Genomic DNA, 24536 nt, shown 5'->3' on the forward strand with positions numbered 1-24536 from the left:
ATCAATTTTTTATGTTATTACAGTTTATACCTTAAAGTAAGCTTAAGAATTTTGTGATAAATCTAAATTCCAGTCTAATAAATTCCAAGGGCTGTTAGGATCTCCGGTGAGCCCTTTGATCATATTCATCGCATCTTTAGCGAAGAATTCGGAGGTGTCTTTTCGCCAATATTGCCGGCCAGCTATATAACTCAACCCAAAGCTATACCAGCTATCATAGGAGTTCTGGACTCGCAAAGCTACTCGGTGTATTTTTTCCCAGGATTCCTCTTCTGTAAGTACCCCTGTAGTGGCTCCCCAGCGACAAATAGAGACATATCGGCCGTCATCCCAGGCACCAATCCCGCCGACTCTTAATGTGTGGCGATAATTCTTAACTATTTTAAAACTGCTCTGTTTGTCGGTATCGTGGGAGTATATGTCTATAAGTGCATTAATTGAGCTTTCTGATAGTGCATTAAAATGATTTTGGATCTGCATGTAGGAATGGTTGTGCCCTTCGTTAGATAGCCATTTCAGCATGTCTAGGTATTCTTCGCGCGACTCAATTCCCCAGTCGCGCTTCATCATGTGTATAAGGTTAGTGACCACATTTTCAGTTCTCGCACCTGATTGATAAAGTGTGTCATGCCGTTGGCCATTCATTTCTGTGAGGATAGAGCTGACCCCTAGTCCCCAAAGTTGAGCATCTGATAGGTTGTCAGGATTGTAAGTGTTAGCTCTATTATTGTTCATGTTCACTACCCCCTCTATTTTTTATGCTCTCAATACTGTTGATATATTCGGCAATTTCTTCTGGACTTCCATCGGCATTGAGGAATGCTTCCTTTGCTAACTCTGCACTTCCAATATTTTCGACCTTACAGGCAACTTCAATCCATTCTAGTGCAGCACTTTTGAGTTTGGTGTTATAGGATAGAGCCCGCTCGTATGAATCCACTGCTTCATCATAAATGCCTTGTTTGTTTTGACAGGTGCCCAGGCGATACCAGGCTAGAGCGAAATTATGTTTTGAACGTAGAACCACCTTGAGATCTCGAGCTGCAGCGTCGTAGTCTTCTGCAGACATTAAGAGTAGTGAGCGAATGGAGTAGCTGTGCCATTCATTGGGGTCCAGCGATATTGAGCGATTAATATTTTGCATTGCTTCTTCGTTCAAATTTAAACAGCGCTGAGCATTGGCAAGCAATTCGAATACTTTTGCGGATTCTGGGTTGTACCTTGCTGCTTTTTTAAGCAGGGTTATGGCTTTTTCATGCAGATCTTGATTGACGTAAATCTCCCCTAGTTTAAGCAGCGCATAGTAACCATTCCCTCCATTTTCTTCTGAAATCTCTAGGGCTCTAATAAATTGGGATTCCGCATCTGATGATTTGTTATTGGCTTCGTAGGAGAGTCCTAACAAATAGTGCAAGTCGCCGATATGCTCTGTAGTTGGTGTATCTTTATTTACAATCGAAAGTATAAATTGAATAGCCTCGTTATATGCTCCAATTTCAATGTAGCTTTCAGCTGTTTTAAATTGAGCGCTGATATCTTCAGGGTTATCCGATAGTTTTATCCGGTTCTCTTTAATCAATAATTGATTAATGCGAACTAGCTGGATGCGAGCCTCAAGGTCAAAGGGTGTCTGTATTGAAACTTGTTCATATAGGCACTTTGCGGAAAATAAGTCGTTAAACTCTAAATAACATGCTGCTAAGCCCTTTAAAGCAATATCATGATCTTCATCTATAGATAATGCTGTCTCATAGCTTTCTAGTGCCTTCTTGAAATTTTTTTCTTTGTAATAAATGGCGGCAATAGTGAGAGGGCCCTCTATAGCTGTAGTATCCCATTTTGCTAGTTGGTGCCCATATTTGAAAGCTAAAGGTAAATTTTTCTCGTTGAAAAAAAATGAGGATAGTAATCGGTATAACTCTGGATCTTGGATATTATTATTGGTAATTTCGTTAAGCAGTTCATCGCGGTCTTTATCTTGTTTGCTGATAACAAGATACTCTAAGTGTTCTCGTTGTGATAAGTAGGTTTCGATTGTATTTAGGTTAGTGGGTTCTGGAAAAGTGATACCCTTGTAGTTTAGTCCCCACTTGGAAGTTACTATTCTATTGAATACGTAATCAATATATTCTTCAGTAAAGGTTCGTTTCAGCCAAGTGAAATTTTCATGCCAGCAGAAAATGCTTTCTAGATATTCGATAACTTCCTTTGGAATGAATCTGTTTTGTCCAATAAAGCTAAATAGCCAGAGGGATATATGTTGTTTTATTTCTATATTCCATAGATCTTCACTCTCAAAAATATCTCGCCATAGTGGTAGTTGTATTCGCTCGTTAAAATTTGCGTAAAGTTTGCTTGTGGCTTCTTGTAGGGAGTTGATTGACTCTTTAATGTAGTCGGTATCAAGTTCTCGGGGCGTGCTCGATGAGTAAGATCGCGTTTCGGTCTGGTTTGATTCTTCAGTGTTAGGGACTGATGAATTCTTGGCTATACTGTTGATTTCTTTATCAGGCTGATACCGCTTGGCTTCTTTTAGGGCCTTTTCGAAGGCGGCTCGTAAAGATTGGAAACCCTCAGGATCTTCATCTGGTCGATGAGTTTTTAACTTTTTAGCGTAGGCACGTTTAATTGATTTTATATCGACTGTTGGAGGAATCCCTATGATTTCCCAGCAATTCATTTTATATTTCCTTAATGAATTAAATTTTAATATGAGCGCGAACGCTGTCTTGCTTTACAGGAGCATGTTTCAATTATCTACTTTGATTTATTGTTTCAATTGCAGTTGTAAAACTTGCCTAAATCTTTTAATCCTATTGTTTGGAAAGCTCTAATTGTGAAGGGTGAGAATGCCAGACTAGAGGTTCGAGTTAAAGCAAATCGAAGTTCTTAAATGTAGGTTAAGGATAAAGAGTTAACGGATTTCTCAATTATTAGTTTGTTTGTACTTTTGTACGAATGTAGGGGGGTGATACTGTTTATATGTTAATTTAACAAACTATCGTACTAGATTAAGATGTAGTTTAGGGCCTGTTCAAGTATTTGTATCAATCGCAGGGAATACATGAAAGGCCCCCAATATTTATTTGGGTAAGGCTAAATATTACTTAACGCGGCATTTAGGCCCCTTCCGCGCAGCATTAAAGCGATCACGCAAGCGCTCAATCATCGCTGAGCGCGCAGCATCCTGGTTAATACCCATAACCACATTTACTGCCAAGCCCTCATCGGCGTCAGTAAAAGTAGTCTTTCCTACTGTTGGATCAAAGGTAATTGGATCATAAGGTGTTGTGCTGTCGGCTAGGCCCGCATCTAGTTGATCGACGGTGATATAGCCGGGCACTAATTCCATTTCCAAGGTTTCAGGCTCCAGTAGTACCAGCGCAGCGATAATATCCCACAGGCGAATAACGGCATCCATGGCGAAGTCACCATTACCCTGGAAATCCCCACCCTCAAATTCACGAATGGAACTGAGGAGTTGGGAGGTGTAGCAGGCTTCCGGAGTTGCGCGGCGCTCTGCGAGGGCTTCGATGGTGCTGCCTTGTACTTTGGCCATATCGGTTGAGTTGGTCGGAACCAGATAGGTTTCAATACTATTTTCACTCAGGGCGTCGAAGGCCCATTGTGCGCTCAATGGGTCGAGCAGAATATTGAATTCCTGATGGGTACTGAAGTCGCTGTCACAGCCGAAGCTGGGGTGGGAGAAAATATTGCCGCCCAGATTTCTAGATTTATCGCCAAAGCAGGCTGCTTCGTGACTCTCAGTAAACGGCTCATAATTCTCAAAGCCACCGCCCATCATAATAACGCGGTCAATTTTAGCCAGCTGCTCTTCGCTGGCTTTGCCAAGTACCCGGGCCAGGGTGGTGAGTTTACCGGTGTTGAAAACTACTGGGCGTTGCTCCAGGTTATCCATCGTTTCCAGGATAATGTCTTCGGCCAGCTCAAAATTGAAGGAGACACCATTGTTACCTTGGTAGCGGTAGTGCTCCTGTTTGGCGCGCGGGATTAGGTGGTCAGTTCCATATAAGGTGGAGCCGTTGTCACGCCAGGGGCCGGGTACATACTGGCCGTAGAGATTGATACCCATGGCGTTGCGGCGCTCCAGGTTCCAGGTGCCGGTGGAGAAATCGGAGGAGTTGGGTAGTTGATAGTCTTCTCTGCCGAGAACGGCCTTATCGTCATTTACCGGAGATACTGAAGCTTTGCCGTTTGCGCCGTAGGCGACTTCTTCTGTGGCAAAATAGGCTCCGCGAATAACCTGGGTGTCGTTATTTCCCAGCCATTCGAGGATGTTGTAAACAGTGTTGGCCCCGTGCGCTACGGTATTGAAAGAGTCCTCAACGACAGCCAGCTCCAGGGTATAGCGTGGGTCTTTGGCGATTAGAATCAGTGCTACGGCATCGTCAAAGTTATTGAAGTCGCCAATCCAGATAATGGGTTGGGCGTTTTCAGTCTTGATGGCCTGGTGTGGTTTCTTGCTGTGAGGTCCGCTATCCGCATTGCAAGAAGCCAATGTGGTTAGGCTGCCCAGTACCAGAGCTCCTGCAGAGAACCAGTGTTTCAATTTCATTTATCCTTCCCTAAATATTCGAGTGGTTTTACTCGGCAATCCAATAGCTCCTCCCTGATCTACTCGATTGCCACCTTGTAGCACCGTTTGTTGTATGAGTTAACGGTATTACACAGGTGTGAGCCGGAACATGGCCGGCAGCGATACTTCCCTGTAGCGCTTTGTCTGAAAGCTGTTTAAATCAGCCTGCAATAAATGGCTTTAAATTTCGTAATAGCTGTTGCTCCAGGGGTTCGCTACTGCTAATCCCCATATCTGTCAGTTTTGATTTATCCAGCTGGCAATTGTAAGGGCGTGGCACTGTAAAATTGGGTTCACTTTCAGCGCTCAGGTGTTCGGCATTCAGATTGCAAGCCTTGGCAATAATGTGTGCGAGTTCGTAGCGTGTGCAGGCCGTATCGCCACTCCACTGGTAAATGCCTTCAAAACTCATACCACTACGAATTTTTAGCAGGCATTGCTCCAATACTTCAGCCACTTCCTCAACACTGGTGGGAAAACGAATAGCCCAGTGATCCAACGTGACTGGCTTTTGCTTGCGCAAAGTATCCAGTAGGGCGGTGATGCCGGATTCCTCCAGATAGGCAACGGGCCCGAATAACCAGGGCAACCTCAATACCCAGTGACTTCCGTTATTCAGTACCGCCTCTTCCCCTGCCAATTTACTGCGGCCATAGAAGTTAACCGGGTTGGGATTGTCATCAGCTTTGTAGGGCGGGGTGCTGCCATCAAAAACATAGTCGGTGCTGATATACACTAATTGTGTATCATTTTCGTTACAGTATTTCGCCAGGAATTCTGTGCTGCTGACATTGAGCTGCCAGGCGGTGTCGGGGCTGTCGGCGCAGCGATCAGGCCAGCGCTCGGCGGCGCAGTGAATGACAATATCGGGATTAACCTGTTGCAGGCAGGTCTTCACTGCTTCGCTATCGGACAAATCCAGGCGAATTAAATTATCTCCCGCGCGGGAAAAGGCGGTACCGGTAACAGAAAAAATCGGATTGCTGGAAAGCTGTTTAAATACACTGCGCCCCAATAGGCCGGAGGCGCCGGTAATCAGTATTTTCACGGGTGATTTCCTTTTGTCAGGCTGGCGGGAAACGTGTGGCCTGAGTGGGATAAAAGATGGTGCAGGATGGTTGGGTAGGCCACAACTGAAGGCCGCCTACCCGGGTGCTGCCCGGTTTGCCTATCTGAAGAGTTACAGAAGGTGATACCGGGCTGGAGCAATTTACATCTGCTCCATCACTTCAATGCCAAGCAGGTCGAGGCCAGTAGCGATAGTGCTGGCCACTAGATTACATAATTGCAGGCGGCTGTGCTTCTGCTGTTCACTTACGCCTTCTTTCAATACTGGGCAGGCTTCGTAGAAGCTCATATAGGCGCTGGCCAGTTCGTACAAGTAGGTGCAGAGTACGTGCGGGAAGGTATCCTTGGCTACCTGGTCCAGTACTTCGCCAAATTGGCTTAGTTTAATTGCCAGGGCGCGTTCCTGTGGGTTTTCCAGTTGGATATCGCCCTTGAGCTCGCTCGGCTCAATACCGGCTTTGCGGAAAATACTGCGTACGCGGGTGTAAGCATACTGTAGGTAGGGGGCGGTATTGCCCTCAAAGCTCAGCATGGATTCCCAGCTGAAGATGTAATCGTTAGTGCGGGTCTTGCTTAGGTCCGCATATTTCACCGCGCCGATGCCCACCTTGCGCGCGATTTCTGCACAGGTTTTTGCATCCAGCTCCGGGTTTTTCTCAGCCACCAGTTTCTCTGCACGCTCTACTGCTTCATCCAGGAGGGCTGCCAGTTTTACGGTGCCGCCGGTGCGGGTTTTAAATGGCTTACCGTCGTCGCCCATCATAGTGCCAAAAGCGCAATGCTCTAGAGAAACCGACTCCGGCAGGAAGCTCGCTTTGCGTGAGGCGACAAAGGCCTGCTGTAGGTGCAGGGATTGGCGAGCATCAACAACATATAGGATACGGTCGGCACTGAGTTGGTTGGCACGGTAGCGGATAGCGGCCAGGTCGGTGGTGGCATACAGGTAGCCGCCGCCTTTCTTCTGGATAATCATCGGGCTGGGGTTGCCTTCCTTATCGGCCATCTCTTCCAGGAAAACAACGATCGCGCCCTGGTCTTCAACAGCGATTCCATTATCCAACAGCTCTTTTACCAGCACCGGCAGATCATCGTTGTACTGGCTTTCAGCGTAAACGTCTTCCTGTTTAAGGGTGACATTTAGCTTGGAGTAGATTTCTTCGCAGTGGCTGATAGAGATATCAATAAACTGCTTCCACAGTTTCAGGCACTGCTCATCTCCGCCTTGCAGTTTTACAACGTATTCACGGGCGCGATCGGCAAAGCCTTCTTCATCATCAAAGCGAACCTTGGCTTCGCGGTAGAAGACTTCCAGGTCGGCCAGTGCCACTTCTGCATCACTGTCTGCCAACTTGTCGGAAAGGTGTGCCAGCAACATACCGAACTGGGTGCCCCAGTCGCCCATATGATTTTGGCGAACTACCTTGTGACCTTGGAACTCCAACAGGCGTGCCAGGGCATCACCGATAATGGTGGTGCGCAGGTGGCCTACGTGCATTTCTTTGGCCAGGTTGGGATGGGAATAGTCGATGACTACGGTCTTGGGCTCTTCAACCGAGGCGATATTCAGGCGCTTGTCGCCTTGGGCGGCCAATAGCTGCTGGCTCAGCCACTGTTCGCTCAAGTGAATATTCAAGAAACCGGGGCCTGCGATCTCGACCTTTTCGATCATATCGCCCTTATCCAGCTGCTCAAGGATCTTGCCAGCCAGCTCACGCGGGTTGGTGCCCATACGCTTGGCAGCGCCCATAGCGCCATTGGCCTGGTAGTCGCCAAATCCGGCTTTCTTCGCAGGTGCCACAATCGGGCCGCATTCTTCGGGGATACCGGCGGCGAGCATGGCGGCCTGGAATTTGTCGGTGAGGAGCTGGCGAATATTCATAGAGTGAAGTGCTGTCTTAAATTCGTGGAAACGCCGAATTTTAATGGGCGGTGGCGGCTTTGCAACCAGCGTTGGCAAAGGAGTTGGTCCGGAGTGCTCGAAATCTCGACTTGGGTGTCCAGACGAGGAGGTTCTCGGTGGTATGATGCCGCCAAATTATGGAGGTACCGTGAGTTCTACCACACTTTATTGGCACGATTATGAAACCTGGGGTACAGACCCGGGTGCCGACAAGCCGGCGCAGTTTGCCGGTATCAGGACCGACGAAGAACTGAATATCGTCGGCGAGCCATTGATGATTTACTGTCGCCCTTCAGTGGATTGCCTGCCACAGCCGATGGCGAGCCTGGTGACTGGCATTAGCCCGCAGAAAGCCCTGGCCAATGGAGTGCCGGAAATAGAGTTTATCCAGCGCATCCTCGCCGAACTGGGTGCGCCGGGCACCTGTGGGGTGGGCTACAACAGTTTGCGTTTTGATGACGAGGTAACTCGCTACACCCTTTATCGCAATCTGCTCGATCCCTATGAGCGGGAATGGCGCTCCGGCAACAGCCGTTGGGACATTATTGACATGGTGCGCCTCACCTACGCCCTGCGCCCAGAGGGAATCCAGTGGCCCACCCGTGAGGACGGTGCGCCGTCCTTCCGCCTGGAAGAATTGACCGCTGCCAATGGGATCTCCCACGAGGGCGCCCACGATGCGCTGTCGGATGTGCACGCCACCATTGATATGGCGAGGCTGATCCGCAAACAGCAACCAAAGCTGTACGATTATGTGTTCCGCCTGCGTCGCAAGCAGGAGGCCGCCAAGATGATCGATATGCGCGAGCGCCGTCCGCTATTGCATATTTCCGGCAAGGTCTCTGCTAATCATGGTCACTTGACCTATGTGATGCCCTTGGCCAGTCACCCGGTTAACCGCAATGCGGTTATTGTTGCCAACCTGGCAATGGACCCCGAGCCATTACTCAGCCTGGATGCAGACACTCTGCGAGAGCGCCTGTACACCTCTCGCGACAAGCTGGGTGAGGGCGAGTTGCCGGTAGGGCTGAAACTGGTGCATTTGAACAAGTGCCCGGTATTGGCGCCTGCAAATATGCTGGATGACAAGCGCGCCGCAGAGCTGGGTATCGATCGCACAACCTGTGAGGCGAACTGGCAGAAGCTCAAAGATATCGATTTGACGGAAAAGCTGCACAACGTATTCCTGGATAGGGAATTCCCTGAGAGAGATGTGGAAGCGGACCTTTACGGTGGGTTCCTCTGCGACTCTGACCGCGATATCTGCCGTGAACTGCACCGTGGACTGGCGGCCCGAGGTCCGGAAGCTTTGGCGGGTGAAGTGCCTTTCACCGATAAGCGCTTACCCGAGCTGCTATTCCGTATGCGGGCGCGCAATTTCCCCGAGACCCTGTCTGAGGAAGAGCACCAGCGCTGGCAGATCTGGTGTTTCCAGCGCTTAACTGACGCTACTGCCGGGGCCTCAGTCACCCTGGAAGATTACTTCCGCCAGCTGTCTGAGCTGCGGGTGCAGCACCCGGAGCGCATTTCCCTGATTACAGAGCTGGAGAACTGGGGCGATAGCTTACTCGCCTAATGTGTCGAATCACGTCAGCGGCCGTTCTTCCTCTGGGCTCTTTCCTGGTGCCCGAGTAGAATGCCGCTCGCGAATACCCGGCGCCCACAAGGCGCAACCACTGGAGTAACCATGGACTTTATCGGAGCCAATATACTGTCGGTCAGCCAATTTGAGCGCGCCGACATAGAGCGTGTATTTGATGTAGCTGACGCCATGACCCCCTATGCACAGCGTGAAAAGGTAACGCGAGTATTGGAAGGGGCGATTCTCGGCAATATGTTTATGGAGCCGAGCACTCGTACTCGCCTGAGTTTTGGAGCCGCCTTTAATCTGTTGGGCGGTACTGTACGTGAAACGGTAGGAATTACTGCCAGCGCTATGGCAAAGGGCGAATCCCTTTACGACACCGCCCGAGTGCTATCGGGCTATAGCGACGTGATTTGTATGCGCCACCCAAAAGAAGGGTCGGTGGCTGAGTTTGCTGAAGCGAGTCGTGTGCCGGTGGTCAACGGCGGCGACGGCGCCAATGAACACCCCACCCAGGCACTGTTGGACCTCTACACCATTCGCAAGGAACTGGCTGCGCACGGCCGCACCCTGGATGATTTTCGTATCGCCATGATCGGCGACCTCAAGCACGGCCGCACGGTGCACTCCCTGTGCAAACTGCTGTGTTTGTTTGGCAAGGTGCAGATTACCCTGGTTTCTCCACCGGAACTGGCGATGCCGGAAATGATTGTGGAGATGCTGCGCGGGGCGGGGCACGAGGTGACGGTTACCGATCAGCTGGAATCCTCTATCTCCCATGTGGATATTGTTTACTCCACCCGTATCCAGGAAGAGCGTTTTGCCTCTCAGGAAGAGGCCAACCGCTACCGTGGGCGCTTCCGCCTGAATAAGGCTATTTTTACCCGCCACGCAGAGCCTAACACGGTAATTATGCACCCCCTGCCACGGGATTCACGCGCAGAGGCGAACGAACTGGATACCGACCTGAATGAACATCCGAGTCTGGCAATTTTCCGCCAGACCGATAATGGCTTGCTGGTGCGTATGGCTCTGTTTGCCATGTTGCTGGGTGTTGAGAATCAGGTAGATAAATATTCCCGCGATGTGAACTGGTATAGCCGACGCAATCGGGTATAAAACTACTCAACTGGGCGTAAATCCCGGTGGAAATAAACAAGGCCCCGGCTAATTCTGTTAATCTGATGGAATTAGCCGGGGTTTTTTGTTTCCGGTCTAGGGTGTCGTGAATGCTAAAGTGATTTTGCTTTTTCGCTGTGGCACTCAATATCCAAATATTGGCGTTGAGCCAGATGTCGCATCAGGGATGGATGCATGTCGAAGCAGAATTCGCCCGTTTTGTTCTTTCGCAGCTTGGTTTTCCTGGCGCTGCTGCTCAGCTTTTTTGTGTGTAGAAGTGCCGCCCAGGAAGAGCCCTTTCCCCATGTAGCCATACTCAAAATTGATGGCGCCATAGGTCCCGCGACGACTGATTATTTCAAGCGGGCCACGCAGGAGGCTGTGGACCAGGGCGCCGAGTTGGTGATTCTGCACCTGGATACTCCTGGGGGGTTAGATGCTGCCTCACGGGATATTATCCAGCATATCCTTGCGTCTCCAATCCCTATTGCCACCTACGTTTACCCCTCTGGTGCGCGCGCCGCCAGTGCGGGAACTTATATTCTCTATGCCAGCCAGATCGCCGCTATGGCTCCTGCTACCACCTTGGGAGCGGCTACGCCAGTGCAGATTGGCGGACCTCAGGGCACACCTATGCCGGGGGGAAAGCAGGAGGAAGAGAAAAAAGAAAAGGCGGAAGACAGTGAGGATGGAGAAAAAGAAAAACCGCTTGCTGGAACAGCCATGGAGCGCAAAGTCGTTAATGACTCTGTCGCGTTTATCCGAGGGTTGGCACAGCGCCATGGGCGCAATGCAGACTGGGCGGAAAAAGCTGTACGCGAAGCAGCGACCCTGACGGCTCCAGAAGCATTAAAAATGAATGTTATCGATATTGTTGCGGATAATGATGATGATTTATTGCGCCAGGTTGCCGGTCGAAAAGTATTACTCGATACCGGCGATTATACGATCCCGGAGAATATTGCCGAGCTGCAAAGTGAAAGTTACGAGCCGGATTGGCGTAATGAATTGCTGGCACTGATTACCAATCCTCAAGTGGCCTATATTTTGTTATTAGTGGGTATTTACGGGCTTATTTTTGAGGGCTATAGCCCCGGTGCTTTCGTTCCAGGGATTGTTGGTGTTATCTGCCTGTTGCTGGCATTTTATGCCTTGCAAGTTTTACCGATTAATTACGCTGGTCTTGCATTAATTATTGTTGGCGCATTGCTGATTGTGGCAGAGGTTTTTATGCCGAGTTTCGGCGCCTTGGGGATCGGCGGAATTATTGCATTGGTGATTGGCTCTGTAATGCTTATTGATAGTGATGTGCCGGGAATGCAGGTTTCCAAACAGCTGATTGGGGCTATTGCCGGTGTAAGTGGTGTCTTTTTATTGATGCTACTGACCGCTGTTGGACGTAGTTTACGCCAGCCGAAAGTCCCGGCAGACCAGGCTTTTGTGGGACGCTCTGCAGTGGTAAGCGAAGTTAAAGACGCAGAGATCTTGGTGCATCTCGATGGAGAGATTTGGCAGGCGACCTGTAACCAGCCTCTGAAGGTGGGGCAGAAAGTTAGAGTAGTGGCCCAACATGGTATGGTTTTACGGGTAGAGGTGGAGTAGGTAGGGTAATTAATTGAGCTAATGACAGCGCTCAACAGTTAAGGTGGGATTAAGGAGAGTCCAATGATGCTCAGTTATTTTTTTGGGATACTGGTAGTCGCACTCATACTGCTACTGATGTATGCCATTCGTATTTTGCGGGAGTATGAGCGCGCGGTGGTATTTTTCCTGGGGCGTTTTCAAACAGTGAAAGGGCCAGGACTGATTATAATCATTCCCATTGTTCAAACTATGGAGCGTGTGGATCTGCGCACTGTGGTGATGGACGTACCCACCCAGGATGTTATCAGCAGGGATAATGTCTCAGTTAAAGTCAACGCAGTGGTTTATTACCGGGTAATTAATCCACAGTCTGCAATTATTAATGTGGAATTCTATCACGAGGCTGTAAGCCAGTTAGCGCAAACTACATTGCGTTCGGTACTGGGTAAGCACGAGCTGGATGAGATGTTATGTGAGCGAGATAAGCTAAATGTAGATATCCAAAAAATACTCGATGAGCAAACAGATGCCTGGGGTGTAAAAGTTACTAATGTAGAGATTAAGCATATCGATCTTGATGAAAGTATGGTGCGGGCTATCGCACAGCAGGCAGAGGCGGAGCGCGCGCGGCGGGCTAAAGTTATACACGCAGAGGGGGAGGCGCAGGCGGCTTTAAAGCTGACTGAGGCAGCGAATCAATTATCGAAAAATGCCAACGCGATTACTTTGCGCTATATGCAAACCATGATTGATATTGCCGGCGCAAATAACAGCTCTACAATTGTATTTCCGTTGCCACTGGATCTAATTGAGCCAATGCTGAAGCGGGGCTCTGCATCCAGTTAACGATGTCCTTAACAAAGATCAAAAAAGGCCGCACTAATTAGTGCGGCCTTTTTTGTAGAGTTTAGAGCAGCTTTTTCATCAGGCTGCGGGTTGAACTATCCCAGTCATCCTGAGGAATTTCACCCTTGGCAGCCTTATGGATTTTTGAACTCAACTGCTTACCAAGTTCGACGCCCCACTGATCAAAGGGGTTGATCCCCAGCAGGCAGCCGCCAACGTAGACTTTGTGCTCGTACAGTGCCAGGAGCGAGCCCAGGTGGAAAGGATCTAACTTTTCCAGGATCAGGGTGTTGCTGGAGCGATTACCAGGGATTGCTTTATGTGGGGCTAGGGCGTGGGCCTCACGATGAGTGTGACCAGCTTCTTCCAGCTCCTGGCGGGCCTCATGCAGGCTTTTACCTCGCAGTAGCGCCTGGCTCTGGCTAATACAACAGGCCTGCAGCCAGCGGTGCTGTTCGAGGAGTTCAGACGTCGGTTCCTTGACTGCGATAAAGTCTGCTGGAATAAGATCGGTTCCCTGGTGCAATAATTGGTGGAAAGAGTGTTGGCCATTCGTACCCTCACTGCCCCAGATAACGCTGCCACTGGGGTAGCCCAGCGCCTGCCCGTCCTTGTCGACACTTTTACCCAGGCTCTCCATATCCAGCTGCTGTAACCAGGCAGGGAATCGGGCCAGGCGCTGCGCGTAGGGCAGCACGACATGGCTGGTCGTATGCCAGCACTGGCGATACCAGAACTGGGTCAACGCCATCAGTACGGGTAGATTGGACTCCAGTGGAGCAGTGGCGAAGTGCTGGTCCATTGCATTGGCGCCTTGCAGAAGCTGTTCAAAAACTTCATAGCCGCAAGCAAGAACAATGGGCAGGCCGATAGCAGACCAGAGTGAGTAGCGACCACCCACCCAATCCCACATTGGGAAAATATTCTCAGGAGCAATTCCGAAATCCTGAGCAGCAGTAATATTACTGCTCACCGCAACAAAGTGTTTGGCCAACTGCGACTCATCGCAACCGGCAGATAACATCCAACGGCGTGCGGACAGCGCATTTTCACGGGTTTCCAAGGTGGAAAAGGACTTGGAAGCAATCACAAAAAGGGTTTCTTCCGCATCAATACCAGCCAGGGTGTCGCTAAGGTCTGCGCCATCGATATTTGATACAAAGTGCACATCGATAGAGTCTTTGTGCCAAGGGCTGAGGGCCTCTACCGCCATGCGCGGACCCAGGTCGGAACCGCCGATACCAATATTTACGATATGGCGGATCGGTTTACCTGAGAAGCTGCGCCAGCTATGGCTGTGCACCGACTCGGCAAACTGTTTCATTTGCTCGCGGCAATCTTTTACCGCGCGTTCTTGTTCAGTTTTCGGTTGCCCCTGAAAGCGCAGCGCGGTGTGCAGGGCAGGGCGGTGTTCGGTATTGTTGACAATGGCCCCGTTCACTAGCGCAGTAATTTGGTTGTTCAGACCCTGCTCTTCGGCATATTCCAACAGCAACTTAAGGGTGTCTTCACGCAAGTGGTTTTTACTGTAATCCAGATAGATTCCGGCTGCGTCTGAGCTGAACTTCTCTGTCCTTTGGGGATCCGTTGCAAACAGCTCTCTCAGCGACCACTTATGTTGGTCAAAATGGGACTTCAACCGTGAGATTGCCGCTACACGGCTTAAAGCCAGGGTTTCACTAGTCATGGTATTCGGTTTGTTCTCTTCTGAGCCTTTTTATTGCCACTTGGCTAAAACGTACACAAATCAAATTTTATTTATTATTTCTGGGCGGCAATGCTAACGGCATTTTCTTTGCCGGGCCAGCGCCGCGGGCATCACAGTCTATTACAGGGAATGTTTCGAGATAAGGAACTGTGTGGGGAAAGACAAATGCCGCTCGTTAGAGCGGCATTTTGTGGTGATCCATACTAAATAAGGCTTTGTAAATCGGGTGTCTGTCAGCGGTGATTTGGTCAAAACTTCATTTAGTATGAATCACCACGCTGTCGGGCAAGAAAAAGATTTTACTTGACCACCTTCATGCAGCGCACTCTGTCGGAAGCCATCCAGCAGTCGGCATCTGCAGGACAAGCCATGGATAGAGGAATTTGTTCAGCGCCGGGTGGGCAGTAAGCTGGAGGTGCCGGAGGGCTACAGCAACCTGCAAGAACCAGTGCACTGATAATTCCAATTAAGTACTTGGCTGGAGTGAAATTCATCCCCTAACTCCTTTCCGTTGATGTTAGCCATTAGCATAGCCAATAAAACGTCACCTGTTGGTCAGCTTTGTAAAATCTGTTCTACAAAGGTACCGCCTATTTGAGTGTAATAGGCGTTGGGTTTAAATGTCTGTCAATGATCAAGTTATGAAAAGAGGTGCGCCAATTTATTTTAAAAAACTACTTAAATAAGGGGTTTTTAAAAAAATGTGGTTTGTGCTGACCGTTTTTTATGGTGAATTTCGGTTGTTTAATCTACGCGCTGAAACTGATCGCGCCAGTTTTGAGGCAGACTCTAAGAATTACTATTGTGGCTGACAATGCCGCTTGATGGATTGGGGAGTTTTTTTGCGATGCAAAGAAAATGGTTTCACGAGTAAGAGTTTTTTCTGTTAAAAATTCTCACTCGTGAAAGTAGCTTTAATGGGTGAGGGAGCACCAGCTGAGGCGTTATCTTTAGGCCTTCAGTGTGTCGGTTTGGGTCCGTGCAAAAAATTGCCAAAAGCTACTGCGAGACTTTCTTTTCTTGCCGGGTCACGGAGAGCACTCAATAGGGCGATTCGCACTTTCGGAATGAACATTAAATCGGAAAGCAGTAAGTTAAAAGTCTGCTCGTCAGCGGCATCAGCCAGCTTGCCAACCCACTGTGCGGCCAATTCTTGTCCTTCCAAATCTTGGACGCAGCGACTGCCTATTGCGGCCAGGACTTCTTTATTCCGGTTGCTGGCATCTTCAGCCAAAAGTGACTGTATAAATGCCTGTCGCAATCCTGTGGCTGGTGAGTGAGAGATACCCCTGATAGCAGCAGCGGCCACCGAGATATCCGGCGTGTTTGCGGTCAGTTCTTGCTCTGCTCGCTCAATAATGGCTGCTGCAAGACGGTGGTCGACCGGCTGGTTTTCCAGGCAATGGCAAATGTTAATAAAAACCGGAGCCGCGACTTTTCCAATCTGGCGCATTAGCAAAGTGCTTTCTTTTTCCCAGCGCACGGCCAAGTCGGCAATCCCTTGCAGCGCAAGGTTGTCCCAGCGGTGATTTTCCGGGTCGCCAAAATAGCGGAGGACAGGCTCGTAATGTTCGCTGGGCTGGCGGCCCAGCAGAAGCGCTGTTTGGGAGTGAAATGCTGCCTGCCGCTCAGTTGATGGGGTAAACAGCAAGCCACTTTGCTGCAGCAGCTGGTCCAGCTGCGCAGCAGATTCAGAAGCGGGTCCCTGCTTGAGTTCCTGTGCCAGAGCGCGAAGTAATCCATCTCGGGCTTGAAGTTGCAGCTTGCCCTGCTCGTCCAGCGGAAAGCGCAGGAACCAGACGATGGGTTCACCGCCTTCGGCTGGTTGCAGCAGCAGGCCCGTCCAGGCCTGGCGCAAGTATGGGTGTGGCCAGGGAGCCAGACCTGCTTCGAAGGATGCCGCAGTGGATTTCGAAACCGACTGCAAGCGCCGGCCCAGATCGAACCAGCGCAATTTGAAGTCAGCCTGCTCGATCAGGGCGCTTAGGGTACCGCTTTCACTCATAGGGGTTTTGTCTATTTCCTTAAGATGCCGTAGCCGCTACAGAAATGGGCTTCTGTTTAAAGTGCAGCCAGCCATAGGCGATCGCCAACAGAGGGCAGATAATATTGAATAGGGCAAAAGGTAAATACTCCCAGGTAGCAATACCCAGCGTTGCCGCCATAAAGGCACCACAAGTATTCCAGGGAATCAGCACAGAGGTGATGGTGCCGGAATCCTCGAGGGTGCGAGACAAGTTAAGCCCGTGTAGGCCCTTTTCCTTGAAGGCTTCGCGGAACATACGGCCCGGAATAATAATCGCCATGTACTGATCGCCTGCGGCCAGGTTCATTCCAAAGCAGGTGAAGACGGTGGCAGTTACCAGGCCGCCCACTGTTTTAACCAGTGACAAAACTCCCTGGACGATGACCTGTAGGAATCCGGCCCGCTCCATAGCGCCGCCGAAGGCCATGGCGGAGGTGATCAGCCATACGGTGTTGAGCATGCTGCTCATACCACCTTTGGACAGCAATGCAGCCACGTTCTCGTTGGTGGAAGTGGACTTATAGCCGTCGAACAGACTGTACCAAGCGCCCTTCAGGGGGGCTAAAGCACCTTCACCACCACCGAGTCGACGGGCGGCTTCCGGTTCGAAAATCAGTGCGATGGCACAGCCAACCAGGGAGCCGATGATCAATGTTGGGAAAGCGGGGACTTTGCGCCAAGCCATTGCTAGCAACAAGATCAAAGGCAGCAGGCTAACCAGGGAAATTTTGAACTCACTGCTAAGCGCGGTGAGCAATGATTCGATATCAGTTGCGGAGGCAGAACTGGCTTCAGAGGTAAAACCCAGGAAAGCGAAAACCGCCAGGGCGATCGCGAAGGCCGGGATCGCTGTGGACATCATATGGCGAATATGCTGGAACAGATCATTGGATGTTACCGCTGCGGCCACGTTGGTAGTGTCAGATAGCGGAGACATCTTATCGCCGAAGTAGGCGCCAGAGATTACGGCTCCGGCAGTGACCTCAAGGGATAGGCCCAGAGCGCCGGCAATTCCCATCAGTGCCACACCTAAGGTGCCCGCTGTGGTCCAGCTGGAGCCAATACTCAGTCCTACTACGGCACAAATAATACAGCTGGCGGCGTAGAACCACTGTGGCGATAGAATCTGCACGCCGTAATAGATCATTGAAGGCACTGTGCCGGCCAGGATCCAGCTACCGATAAGTGCACCTACAGACAGCAGGATCAGAATAGCGCCAAATACCAGGCCAATGCCATGGAGCATCCCACCTTCCATGTCGTTCCAGCTGTGTCCGTTCTTCATCCCCATTAGGGCCACAACGCAGGCACAGAGCAGTAGCGCTATTTGATTGGGACCGTAGGAGGAGTCTGCACCGTAGAAATATACGGATAGTGACAACAGGGCGACGAGAATCCCGAGAGGGATCAGGGCGTCCGTTAAGCTGGGAGCGCGCGGCTCTGAGCTGGGGTTGGATTGAGACAAGGTGAACTCCTGCTTGACTGCGTGGCTAGCGCCGTATTCGTTATCGTTGTTTTGCCGTCGGCGGCGGTTAATAGCCTTATTCTCATAGCTTGGGGCGGTGAAGTCCACTTTGTATCATCGCACCATCGCTGTATTTTGGCGTTGACTTGGTCGTCGAAACCGGATTTATCACTGGGGTCAACTATCTGGTCGGGTCCAGTGCTGGCAGTTCGTCGACGCTTCCGGTATGTTCTGCGCCCAGTAGTCCCGGCTGATCCAGCCGCAAAATAAATAAGTGCGGGCCGTCTGAGGCAGGCCCGACAGGTAGTATTTCATGAGAGCAAGTGAGTTAGACCCCTCTCAATTCGAGGATATGCGCCCCTATCGCGATGATGAAGTGCGCGAGGTTATCAAAAGGCTAATTGCCGACCCGGAAATGTCCCACGCAGCTGCGCATTTCCTTGTCCCCAAACTGGCTCAGCTGGAGGGCGCCGTCGCCTGGTTGGTACGTCAGTTTCTGCGCTTTGAACTGCGCAATGTTCGCAATGTGCGGGATCTTCAAGAGATTGTCGGCAAATATATGGAGAAGGTGATCAAGCGCACCACCTCCGGCCTGAGCATTTCTGGACTGGACACCCTGCCCAGGGATCGCGCCTGCCTGTTTGTCAGCAATCACCGTGACATCGCTATGGACCCGGCGCTGATGATTCAGGCGATGTTCCGCGAAGGGCATGAGACCTCCCGCATTGCGATTGGAGACAACCTGCTCAGCAAGCAGTTTGCCAGCGACCTGATGAAGTTGAACAAGTGCTTCACCGTGGTGCGCAGCTCTGGCAGTCGTCGGGAAAAGCTGCAGGCAGCAACCCAGTTGTCCAATTACATCTATCACTCCATCGTCAACGATAACGAGCATGTGTGGATCGCACAGCGTTCCGGGCGCGCCAAAGATGGCCTGGATCGCACCAATCCAGCACTCTGCGCCATGTTCGCCATGACTAAGGACCGGGAAACGCCCTTTGCCGATTTTTGGCGCAAGTTGCATATTGTTCCGGTGTCTATTTCCTACGAATGGGACCCCTGTGATGCACAGAAGGCCAAGGAAATTTACGTTACCGAGCACAAGGACGAGTACAAGAAGGGTAAAAACGAGGACTTGGCCTCGATTGGTAAGGGCATTGTCGGTCACAAAGGCCGTGTACATGCCGCCTTCGGCACGCCGATTGAAGGTGATTTTAACGATGTAAACAGCCTGGCTGAAGAAATAGATCGCCAAGTTATCGGCAACTACACATTGCATCCATCCAATATGATTGCCTACGAGATGGTTTACGGTGAGGTTCCGCAATTACCGGTGGGATATCCGGCTAAAGCCTGGGACCCCGCTGCACATAAAGAAGAGCGGGAGAAGTTTGAAGCGCGCATGGCTCGGGTCGATGAGCGCTGGCGCGACAAGGCTATTCAGGCCTACGCCAATCCCGTGGTATCTCGCCTCGCCTATGAGTAAGGCCCGCTGAGTTCAGAAGCTGGTGGGGAGAGGGCGCTTAGTGGATAATAGCGCCCCCTGCGCCAGCCACTTAGCGAATAGACCTCACCCCCGTGCTCAACGAAAAACACAAAAGCGCCATTCAGGGCGCCTATAGCCAATTCCTGTCCGGTCGAGGGCTGAAAGCCCGCTATGGGCAGAAGCTGATGGTAGCCGCCATTGCCCGCTCACTGGGTTCCATCACCCAGAATGCCAGTGGTGAGCGCGATAGCGACAAGACTGATGGCGAGCATATCTGTGTAGTTGAAGCGGGTACGGGTACCGGTAAAACCGTTGCTTACCTTCTCGCCTCTATTCCCCTGGCCCAGGCCCAGGACAAGACCCTGGTGATATCCACCGCCACTGTGGCCCTGCAGGAACAGATTATCCACAAAGACCTGCCAGAAGTTGCTCGTCACAGTGGGCTCAAATTTGAGTTTGCCCTGGCGAAGGGCCGTGGCCGCTATCTCTGCCTATCCAAGTTGGATCAACTCTTGTCCAGCTTTTCTGCCTCCGGCACCGGCCTTTCCCTTGGTCTCTATGAAGATGAACTCCCGCAGGTGGAAGCGGAGAGTGTCGCTCTCTACCAGAAGATGACGGATAGCCTGACATCGGGTACCTGGGATGGCGATCGGGATAACTGGCCGGATACGATCGAGACGGATGATTGGAGTCGGGTTACCACTGACCATCGCCAATGCAGTGGCCGCCGCTGCCCCCATGTCACCAATTGCAGCTTCTTCCGAGCGCGAGAGAGCTTGGGCAAGACCCAGGTGATCGTTGCTAACCACGACCTGTTGCTGGCGGACCTGGCCCTGGGTGGTGGCGCGATTCTTCCGCCCCCGGAAGAGACTATCTATGTACTTGATGAAGCCCACCATCTACCGGAAAAGGCTCTCAATCATTTCTCTCACCACAGTCGCGTAGGGGCTTCCACCGGTTGGTTGGATCAAACCAATAAGGCCCTGGGGCAGATGCTGGGTGAGATTGGTGACGGCGCCCAGATCGACCGCTGCGGCGAGCAGCTGCCGGCGGTTCTCACCTCTGCCAAGCAGGGGTTGGAGCAGATGTGGCCGCTGATTGAAGAGCTGTGTGAATTTGAAGATGAGCGGGGCAATACCATCCGCCATCGCTTTGAAGGTGGGGTAATCCCCGATTCCATGTCGCAGCTGGCGGAAAAGCTGCGGGAAGACTTTGATGAGTTGGAAAGCCTGCTCAGCAAGATGTTGCAGGCCGCCCAACGCATGATGGAGGACGGCCACTCGCCGGTACCCCTGGCAGATCTGGAGCGCTGGTACCCCCAGTTGGGCAGTTGGCATGGGCGCGCTGAGGCCAATCTTCTGTTGTGGGCGAATTACGCCCGTGCCGATGCTGATGGCGCATTGCCCCAGGCGCGCTGGGTCACCCTGGTGGACTGGGGCGGCTCCACAGATTTTGAGGTTTGCAGCTCACCGATACTCGCAGGCAAAACCCTGGAGTACAGCTTGTGGCGCCGCTGTTACGGCGCGGTACTGACTTCGGCCACACTCACAGCTTTGGGGAAATTTGATCGTTTGCAAATGCGTGCCGGTACTCCAGACAATGCCAGCTATCAGGTGGTGCCGAGTCCTTTCGATTTTTCCCGTGCAACACTGCAAGTGCCCCCGGAAGCTGTAGATGCGGGCAATGCAGAGCAACACACAGACGCCATTATCGATGCGTTGCCAGACCTGTTGAAAGGGGAGGGTGGCGCTCTGGTGCTGTTTTCCTCCCGGCGCCAGATGGAGACGGTTTACGAGGCGCTCCCTGGTACCTGGCGCAACCGAATTCTGATGCAGGGGCAGCAATCCCGCCAGCAGTTGCTGGATAGCCACCGTGAGATTATCGATGGCGGTGGCAGCAGTATCCTGTTCGGGCTTGCAAGTTTTGCCGAGGGATTGGACTTGCCTGGTGACTACTGCCGCCACGTGGTTATTGCGAAACTGCCTTTCGCGGTGCCCGATGATCCCATTGAGGCGGCGCTGGCGGAGTGGATTGAAGCTAAGGGCGGCAATCCGTTTATGCAAATCACAGTGCCGGATGCAGCCCTAAAATTGGTGCAGGCCTGCGGGCGCTTACTGCGGGCAGAAGGGGACAGCGGCACAGTCACTTTGCTGGATCGCCGGGTGGTTACCCGTCGCTATGGTCAGGCAATACTCAATTCACTGCCGCCCTTTAATCGAAAAATTTAGAAAATCTTTAGTCGTATTTGCGCTGTTACTCAGATTGGGCAGGTGGCTATTGCGTATTATCACGGCTGTAAATGTGAAGGTTCTATGAGTTATGCAACCTATTTATTCTGAAATCGCTGATCAGCTCCTGTTCCTTGAATCTGAACTGCGCAGCCTGCAGGTTTGGCAGGATAATGCGCCGCCTGCAGAAGCCCTGGCCAGCACCGAGCCATTTTGTGTGGATACTTTGACCTTGCCCCAGTGGCTTCAATTTATTTTTTTGCCGCGTATGCAGGTCCTGATTGAAGGGGAGATGCCCCTACCGGGCCAGTGTGGTATTGCTCCGGTTGCCGAAGAGTTCTTCAAGGGGCGGGATGATGCTGCGGCACTGCTGGCTATTTTGGAAACTATCGATCAGCGCCTGCAGCAGGGCTAACCGGCTTCTGACTCCCTGAGCCCGGTGCTCCCAATCACTCTGGGCGGCATGTCACATTGTTAGTGTTGAGTCCCGCGACTCGGCGGACATCGCTGTGCAGTGGCCGCGCTCATGAGCTAATATCGACCTTTTGCCTGAGGCGGGGAGCAATTTCTCCGTCAGATAAGCGAACACCGCGCGTTTGTAGCGGTCCGAATGGCATTGCTAATGGGGCTTGAGGTAATTGGTCGGTATGCAGAGATTTTCCCTTCTGTGGTTAATGTTGACGCTTTCGGTGCTCGCCGGTTGTGAGTCACTGATGTATCCGGGGCGGGACAGGGCCGCTCAACCAGCGGAAGTTGCACCACCGGTAGAATCACCAGATTCTGCAATGCAGTGCCCAGAGCCTGCGGAAGTGATTTGTGCGGAACCGGAAGTGAAGGTTGTTGAGCGGGTAATCGAACGAACTGTAGAAAAAGTAGTCGAAGTGCCCGTTGCCAAAGATAAGTTGGTTTTGGGATCGGTAGAAGAAGTGGCCATAGAGCCTCCCGGCCTGATCCTGGAATCCGTTGTCGATACAGGTTCACCCACTTCCACACTGCGGGTCAGGAAGCTGACTCCGTTCGAGCGGGATGGCAGGGACTGGATCAGGTTCCAGATTGTTCAGTCGAGCAAAATGGACCCGGTCTCGGTAGAGCTGCCGATAAAACGCCATGTTCGAGTGGAGCGCCTGGGCTTTGATAATCAGCGCAGGCCAGTAGTGGAGCTTAACCTGACTGTTGGGCGTATAACCCACCAGGTCGAAGTTAACCTGACCGATGAGGGCGGCTCTGATTTATTGATGCTGCTGGGACGCAACTTCCTCAAAGATGCCGCTGTTGTCGATGTGAGCCGGCGCAATGTCCAGGGCCAACCCCAAATAGACGGGGTTAAATAGGCCAGTTATCCAATTGGGTTCCTAATTGGGACCTCAGAGTTACGGGGAATGGCGAATGTCGCCGCGTGTCCAAGTTTATGTAATTGCGGCGTTACTCGCATTGGTAGGAGCAGGCCTGACCGCCTATAAAAACCTTGAGTTGGGTTTTCCGCTGTTGCCGGGTGAGTACCGCACCGTGTGGACTATCGAAGCAAAAGTGGGTTTCGATGCCGATGGCGGTCCGGTAAAGGCCGCACTGACCCTCCCGCGCGAACAGCGCAATATGGAAATACTGGGGGAGACCTTCAGTTCCTCCGGTTTTGGTTTCTATATCGCGAGAGAAGATGATGCCTATCGGGCCATTTGGTCTCGCCGGGCCGCAAGAGGCCCCCAATCTCTCTTCTATCAGCTGGATGTCTACCAGCGTCCCGGTGCTGCGCTGGCGCAGCCTCTGGATCTGAGCACTGAGATACAAAAACCCTTCCTGGGGGCCCGTGAGCAAGAAGCGGTGCGCTTGGCGATTTACTCCCTGGTTGAACAGGCCCGTGAGCGCTCTTCCGATGTGGAATCTCTAACTACCCAATTACTATTCGAACTGAATGACGATGAAAATCAGGATCGCAACCTGATCTTCCGCCATTACGCCGACCGCTCTTTTGTAGATGTCGCTTTGCTTGTACTGGCGACAGCCGATATCCCCGCCCACCGTATTCGCGGCCTCTACCTGGAGGATGATCGACGTCGACTATCTCCAGAAGATCTGCTTGAGGTCTATGATGGCAAGCGTTGGATCGTGTTTGAACCCAGCAGTGGCCAGCCAGGTGTGCCGGAAAATTTCTTTATTTGGCAGCGCGGTGGCAAGAGTCTTTTGGATCTTGAGGGCGGTCGTAACTCTCAAGTGACTTTCTCTGTGATTGCCAATGATGTCCCAGCTCGCGATGTCTCTATGCGCAGCACCAAGGATGAGAAAGATGCGCTGGTGGATTTCTCGATCTACAGTTTGCCCATTGAGCAGCAGAGTATTTTCAAGCTGATCCTGCTGGTGCCTGTGGGGGCCCTGGTGGTGGTGCTGCTGCGTGTATTTGTGGGCCTGCGCACCTCCGGTACCTTTATGCCGGTACTTCTGGCAATTGCCTTTATCGAAACCCAGCTGATTACCGGTTTAGCCATTTTTACTTTGATCCTGATCCTCGGTCTTTGGGTGAGGTTTTATCTCAGTAGGCTCAATTTGCTATTGGTGTCGAGGATCGCCGCCGTCGTGGTGACGGTGGTGATAATAATGGGGGCAATCAGTGTGGTCAGCTATAAGCTGGGCATTGAGCAGGCTCTCACAGTGACATTCTTCCCGATGATTATCCTTGCCTGGACTATCGAGCGTATGTCGATTGTGTGGGAGGAGGATGGTCCCTACGAAGTGGTGGTGCAGTCCGGGGGTAGCTTATTAGTGGCGATACTGGCTTGGTGGGTAATGACCAACCGCTATATTGAGCATTGGACGTTCAACTTCCCCGAGTTACTGTTGGTATTGCTGGCCTTTATTCTGGTGGTGGGCAACTACACCGGATATCGACTCAGTGAGTTGATGCGTTTCCGTCCGCTGGTTCGCTAGGGGGCGTT

18 protein-coding genes are annotated in these 24536 nt (G+C 51.5%); 9 read left to right on the forward strand and 9 right to left on the reverse strand.

Annotated elements, in window-relative coordinates; translation table 11 throughout:
• Nucleotides 1-42: 42 nt before the first annotated feature.
• The 5 genes from ACJJIM_RS01815 to argS form a co-directional block, all read right to left on the reverse strand.
• Complete coding sequence (locus ACJJIM_RS01815; protein ID WP_413664541.1) at nt 43-735, reverse strand: DUF1266 domain-containing protein; 693 nt, start codon at nt 733-735, stop codon at nt 43-45.
• Nucleotides 725-2680 (reverse strand): J domain-containing protein, encoded by a 1956-nt coding sequence (locus tag ACJJIM_RS01820; protein ID WP_413664542.1) that lies wholly within the window; start codon nt 2678-2680, stop codon nt 725-727. Before ACJJIM_RS01820 ends, ACJJIM_RS01815 begins: the two co-directional genes overlap by 11 nt.
• 423 nt (nt 2681-3103) lie before the next feature.
• Nucleotides 3104-4576, reverse strand: coding sequence for a nucleoside hydrolase (locus tag ACJJIM_RS01825; protein WP_413664543.1), 1473 nt, complete (start codon nt 4574-4576; stop codon nt 3104-3106).
• Nucleotides 4577-4757: 181 nt separating this feature from the next.
• Nucleotides 4758-5645, reverse strand: coding sequence for a dTDP-4-dehydrorhamnose reductase family protein (locus ACJJIM_RS01830; RefSeq protein ID WP_413664544.1), 888 nt, complete (start codon nt 5643-5645; stop codon nt 4758-4760).
• Nucleotides 5646-5807: 162 nt separating this feature from the next.
• Nucleotides 5808-7544: an arginine--tRNA ligase gene (gene argS, locus ACJJIM_RS01835; protein ID WP_413664545.1), complete on the reverse strand. Its 1737-nt coding sequence runs from the start codon at nt 7542-7544 to the stop codon at nt 5808-5810.
• 145 nt (nt 7545-7689) lie between these two features.
• On the opposite strand from argS, the gene sbcB reads away from it, so the two are divergent.
• From sbcB to ACJJIM_RS01855, 4 genes are all read left to right on the forward strand, one after another.
• On the forward strand, nt 7690-9141 hold the full coding sequence (sbcB, locus tag ACJJIM_RS01840; protein WP_413665845.1) for an exodeoxyribonuclease I: 1452 nt from the start codon (nt 7690-7692) through the stop codon (nt 9139-9141).
• A gap of 111 nt (nt 9142-9252) precedes the next feature.
• On the forward strand, nt 9253-10269 hold the full coding sequence (locus tag ACJJIM_RS01845; protein ID WP_413664546.1) for an aspartate carbamoyltransferase: 1017 nt from the start codon (nt 9253-9255) through the stop codon (nt 10267-10269).
• Between the two features lie 195 nt (nt 10270-10464).
• The gene (locus ACJJIM_RS01850; protein ID WP_413664547.1) at nt 10465-11871 is read left to right on the forward strand and encodes an NfeD family protein; all 1407 of its coding nucleotides are present in this window, start codon (nt 10465-10467) and stop codon (nt 11869-11871) included.
• 63 nt (nt 11872-11934) lie between these two features.
• Complete coding sequence (locus ACJJIM_RS01855) at nt 11935-12699, forward strand: slipin family protein (protein WP_413664548.1); 765 nt, start codon at nt 11935-11937, stop codon at nt 12697-12699.
• Nucleotides 12700-12760: 61 nt separating this feature from the next.
• Here the strand turns inward: ACJJIM_RS01855 and pgi are convergent, their stop codons facing one another.
• From pgi to nhaC, 4 genes are all read right to left on the reverse strand, one after another.
• Nucleotides 12761-14386: a glucose-6-phosphate isomerase gene (pgi, locus tag ACJJIM_RS01860; RefSeq protein ID WP_444912196.1), complete on the reverse strand. Its 1626-nt coding sequence runs from the start codon at nt 14384-14386 to the stop codon at nt 12761-12763.
• 320 nt (nt 14387-14706) lie between these two features.
• Nucleotides 14707-14901, reverse strand: a complete 195-nt coding sequence (locus tag ACJJIM_RS01865) for a hypothetical protein (protein ID WP_157533369.1) — start codon at nt 14899-14901, stop codon at nt 14707-14709.
• A 464-nt stretch (nt 14902-15365) separates the two neighbouring features.
• Nucleotides 15366-16412 carry a DUF3549 family protein gene (locus ACJJIM_RS01870; protein ID WP_413664550.1) on the reverse strand — a complete coding sequence of 349 codons (1047 nt, stop codon included), beginning with the start codon at nt 16410-16412 and terminating at the stop codon, nt 15366-15368.
• Between the two features lie 19 nt (nt 16413-16431).
• Nucleotides 16432-17898, reverse strand: a complete 1467-nt coding sequence (gene nhaC, locus ACJJIM_RS01875) for a Na+/H+ antiporter NhaC (RefSeq protein WP_413665846.1) — start codon at nt 17896-17898, stop codon at nt 16432-16434.
• Nucleotides 17899-18211: 313 nt separating this feature from the next.
• Between nhaC and ACJJIM_RS01880 the strand changes: the two genes are divergently transcribed.
• From ACJJIM_RS01880 to ACJJIM_RS01900, 5 genes are all read left to right on the forward strand, one after another.
• Nucleotides 18212-19381, forward strand: a complete 1170-nt coding sequence (locus tag ACJJIM_RS01880; RefSeq protein WP_413664551.1) for a 1-acyl-sn-glycerol-3-phosphate acyltransferase — start codon at nt 18212-18214, stop codon at nt 19379-19381.
• 92 nt (nt 19382-19473) lie between these two features.
• Entirely contained in the window at nt 19474-21609 is a 2136-nt protein-coding gene (gene dinG / locus ACJJIM_RS01885; protein ID WP_413664552.1) for an ATP-dependent DNA helicase DinG, read from the forward strand.
• Nucleotides 21610-21700: 91 nt separating this feature from the next.
• Nucleotides 21701-22024: a YqcC family protein gene (locus ACJJIM_RS01890; protein ID WP_282934088.1), complete on the forward strand. Its 324-nt coding sequence runs from the start codon at nt 21701-21703 to the stop codon at nt 22022-22024.
• Nucleotides 22025-22256: 232 nt separating this feature from the next.
• The gene (locus ACJJIM_RS01895) at nt 22257-22940 is read left to right on the forward strand and encodes an ATP-dependent zinc protease family protein (protein WP_413664553.1); all 684 of its coding nucleotides are present in this window, start codon (nt 22257-22259) and stop codon (nt 22938-22940) included.
• A gap of 55 nt (nt 22941-22995) precedes the next feature.
• A complete protein-coding gene (locus ACJJIM_RS01900) occupies nt 22996-24528 on the forward strand; it encodes an inactive transglutaminase family protein (RefSeq protein ID WP_108731979.1) in 1533 nt (510 codons plus the stop codon).
• The last annotated feature ends 8 nt before the right edge of the window (nt 24529-24536 follow it).

Source organism: Microbulbifer maximicatervae (SeqCode) (genome assembly GCF_052467615.1).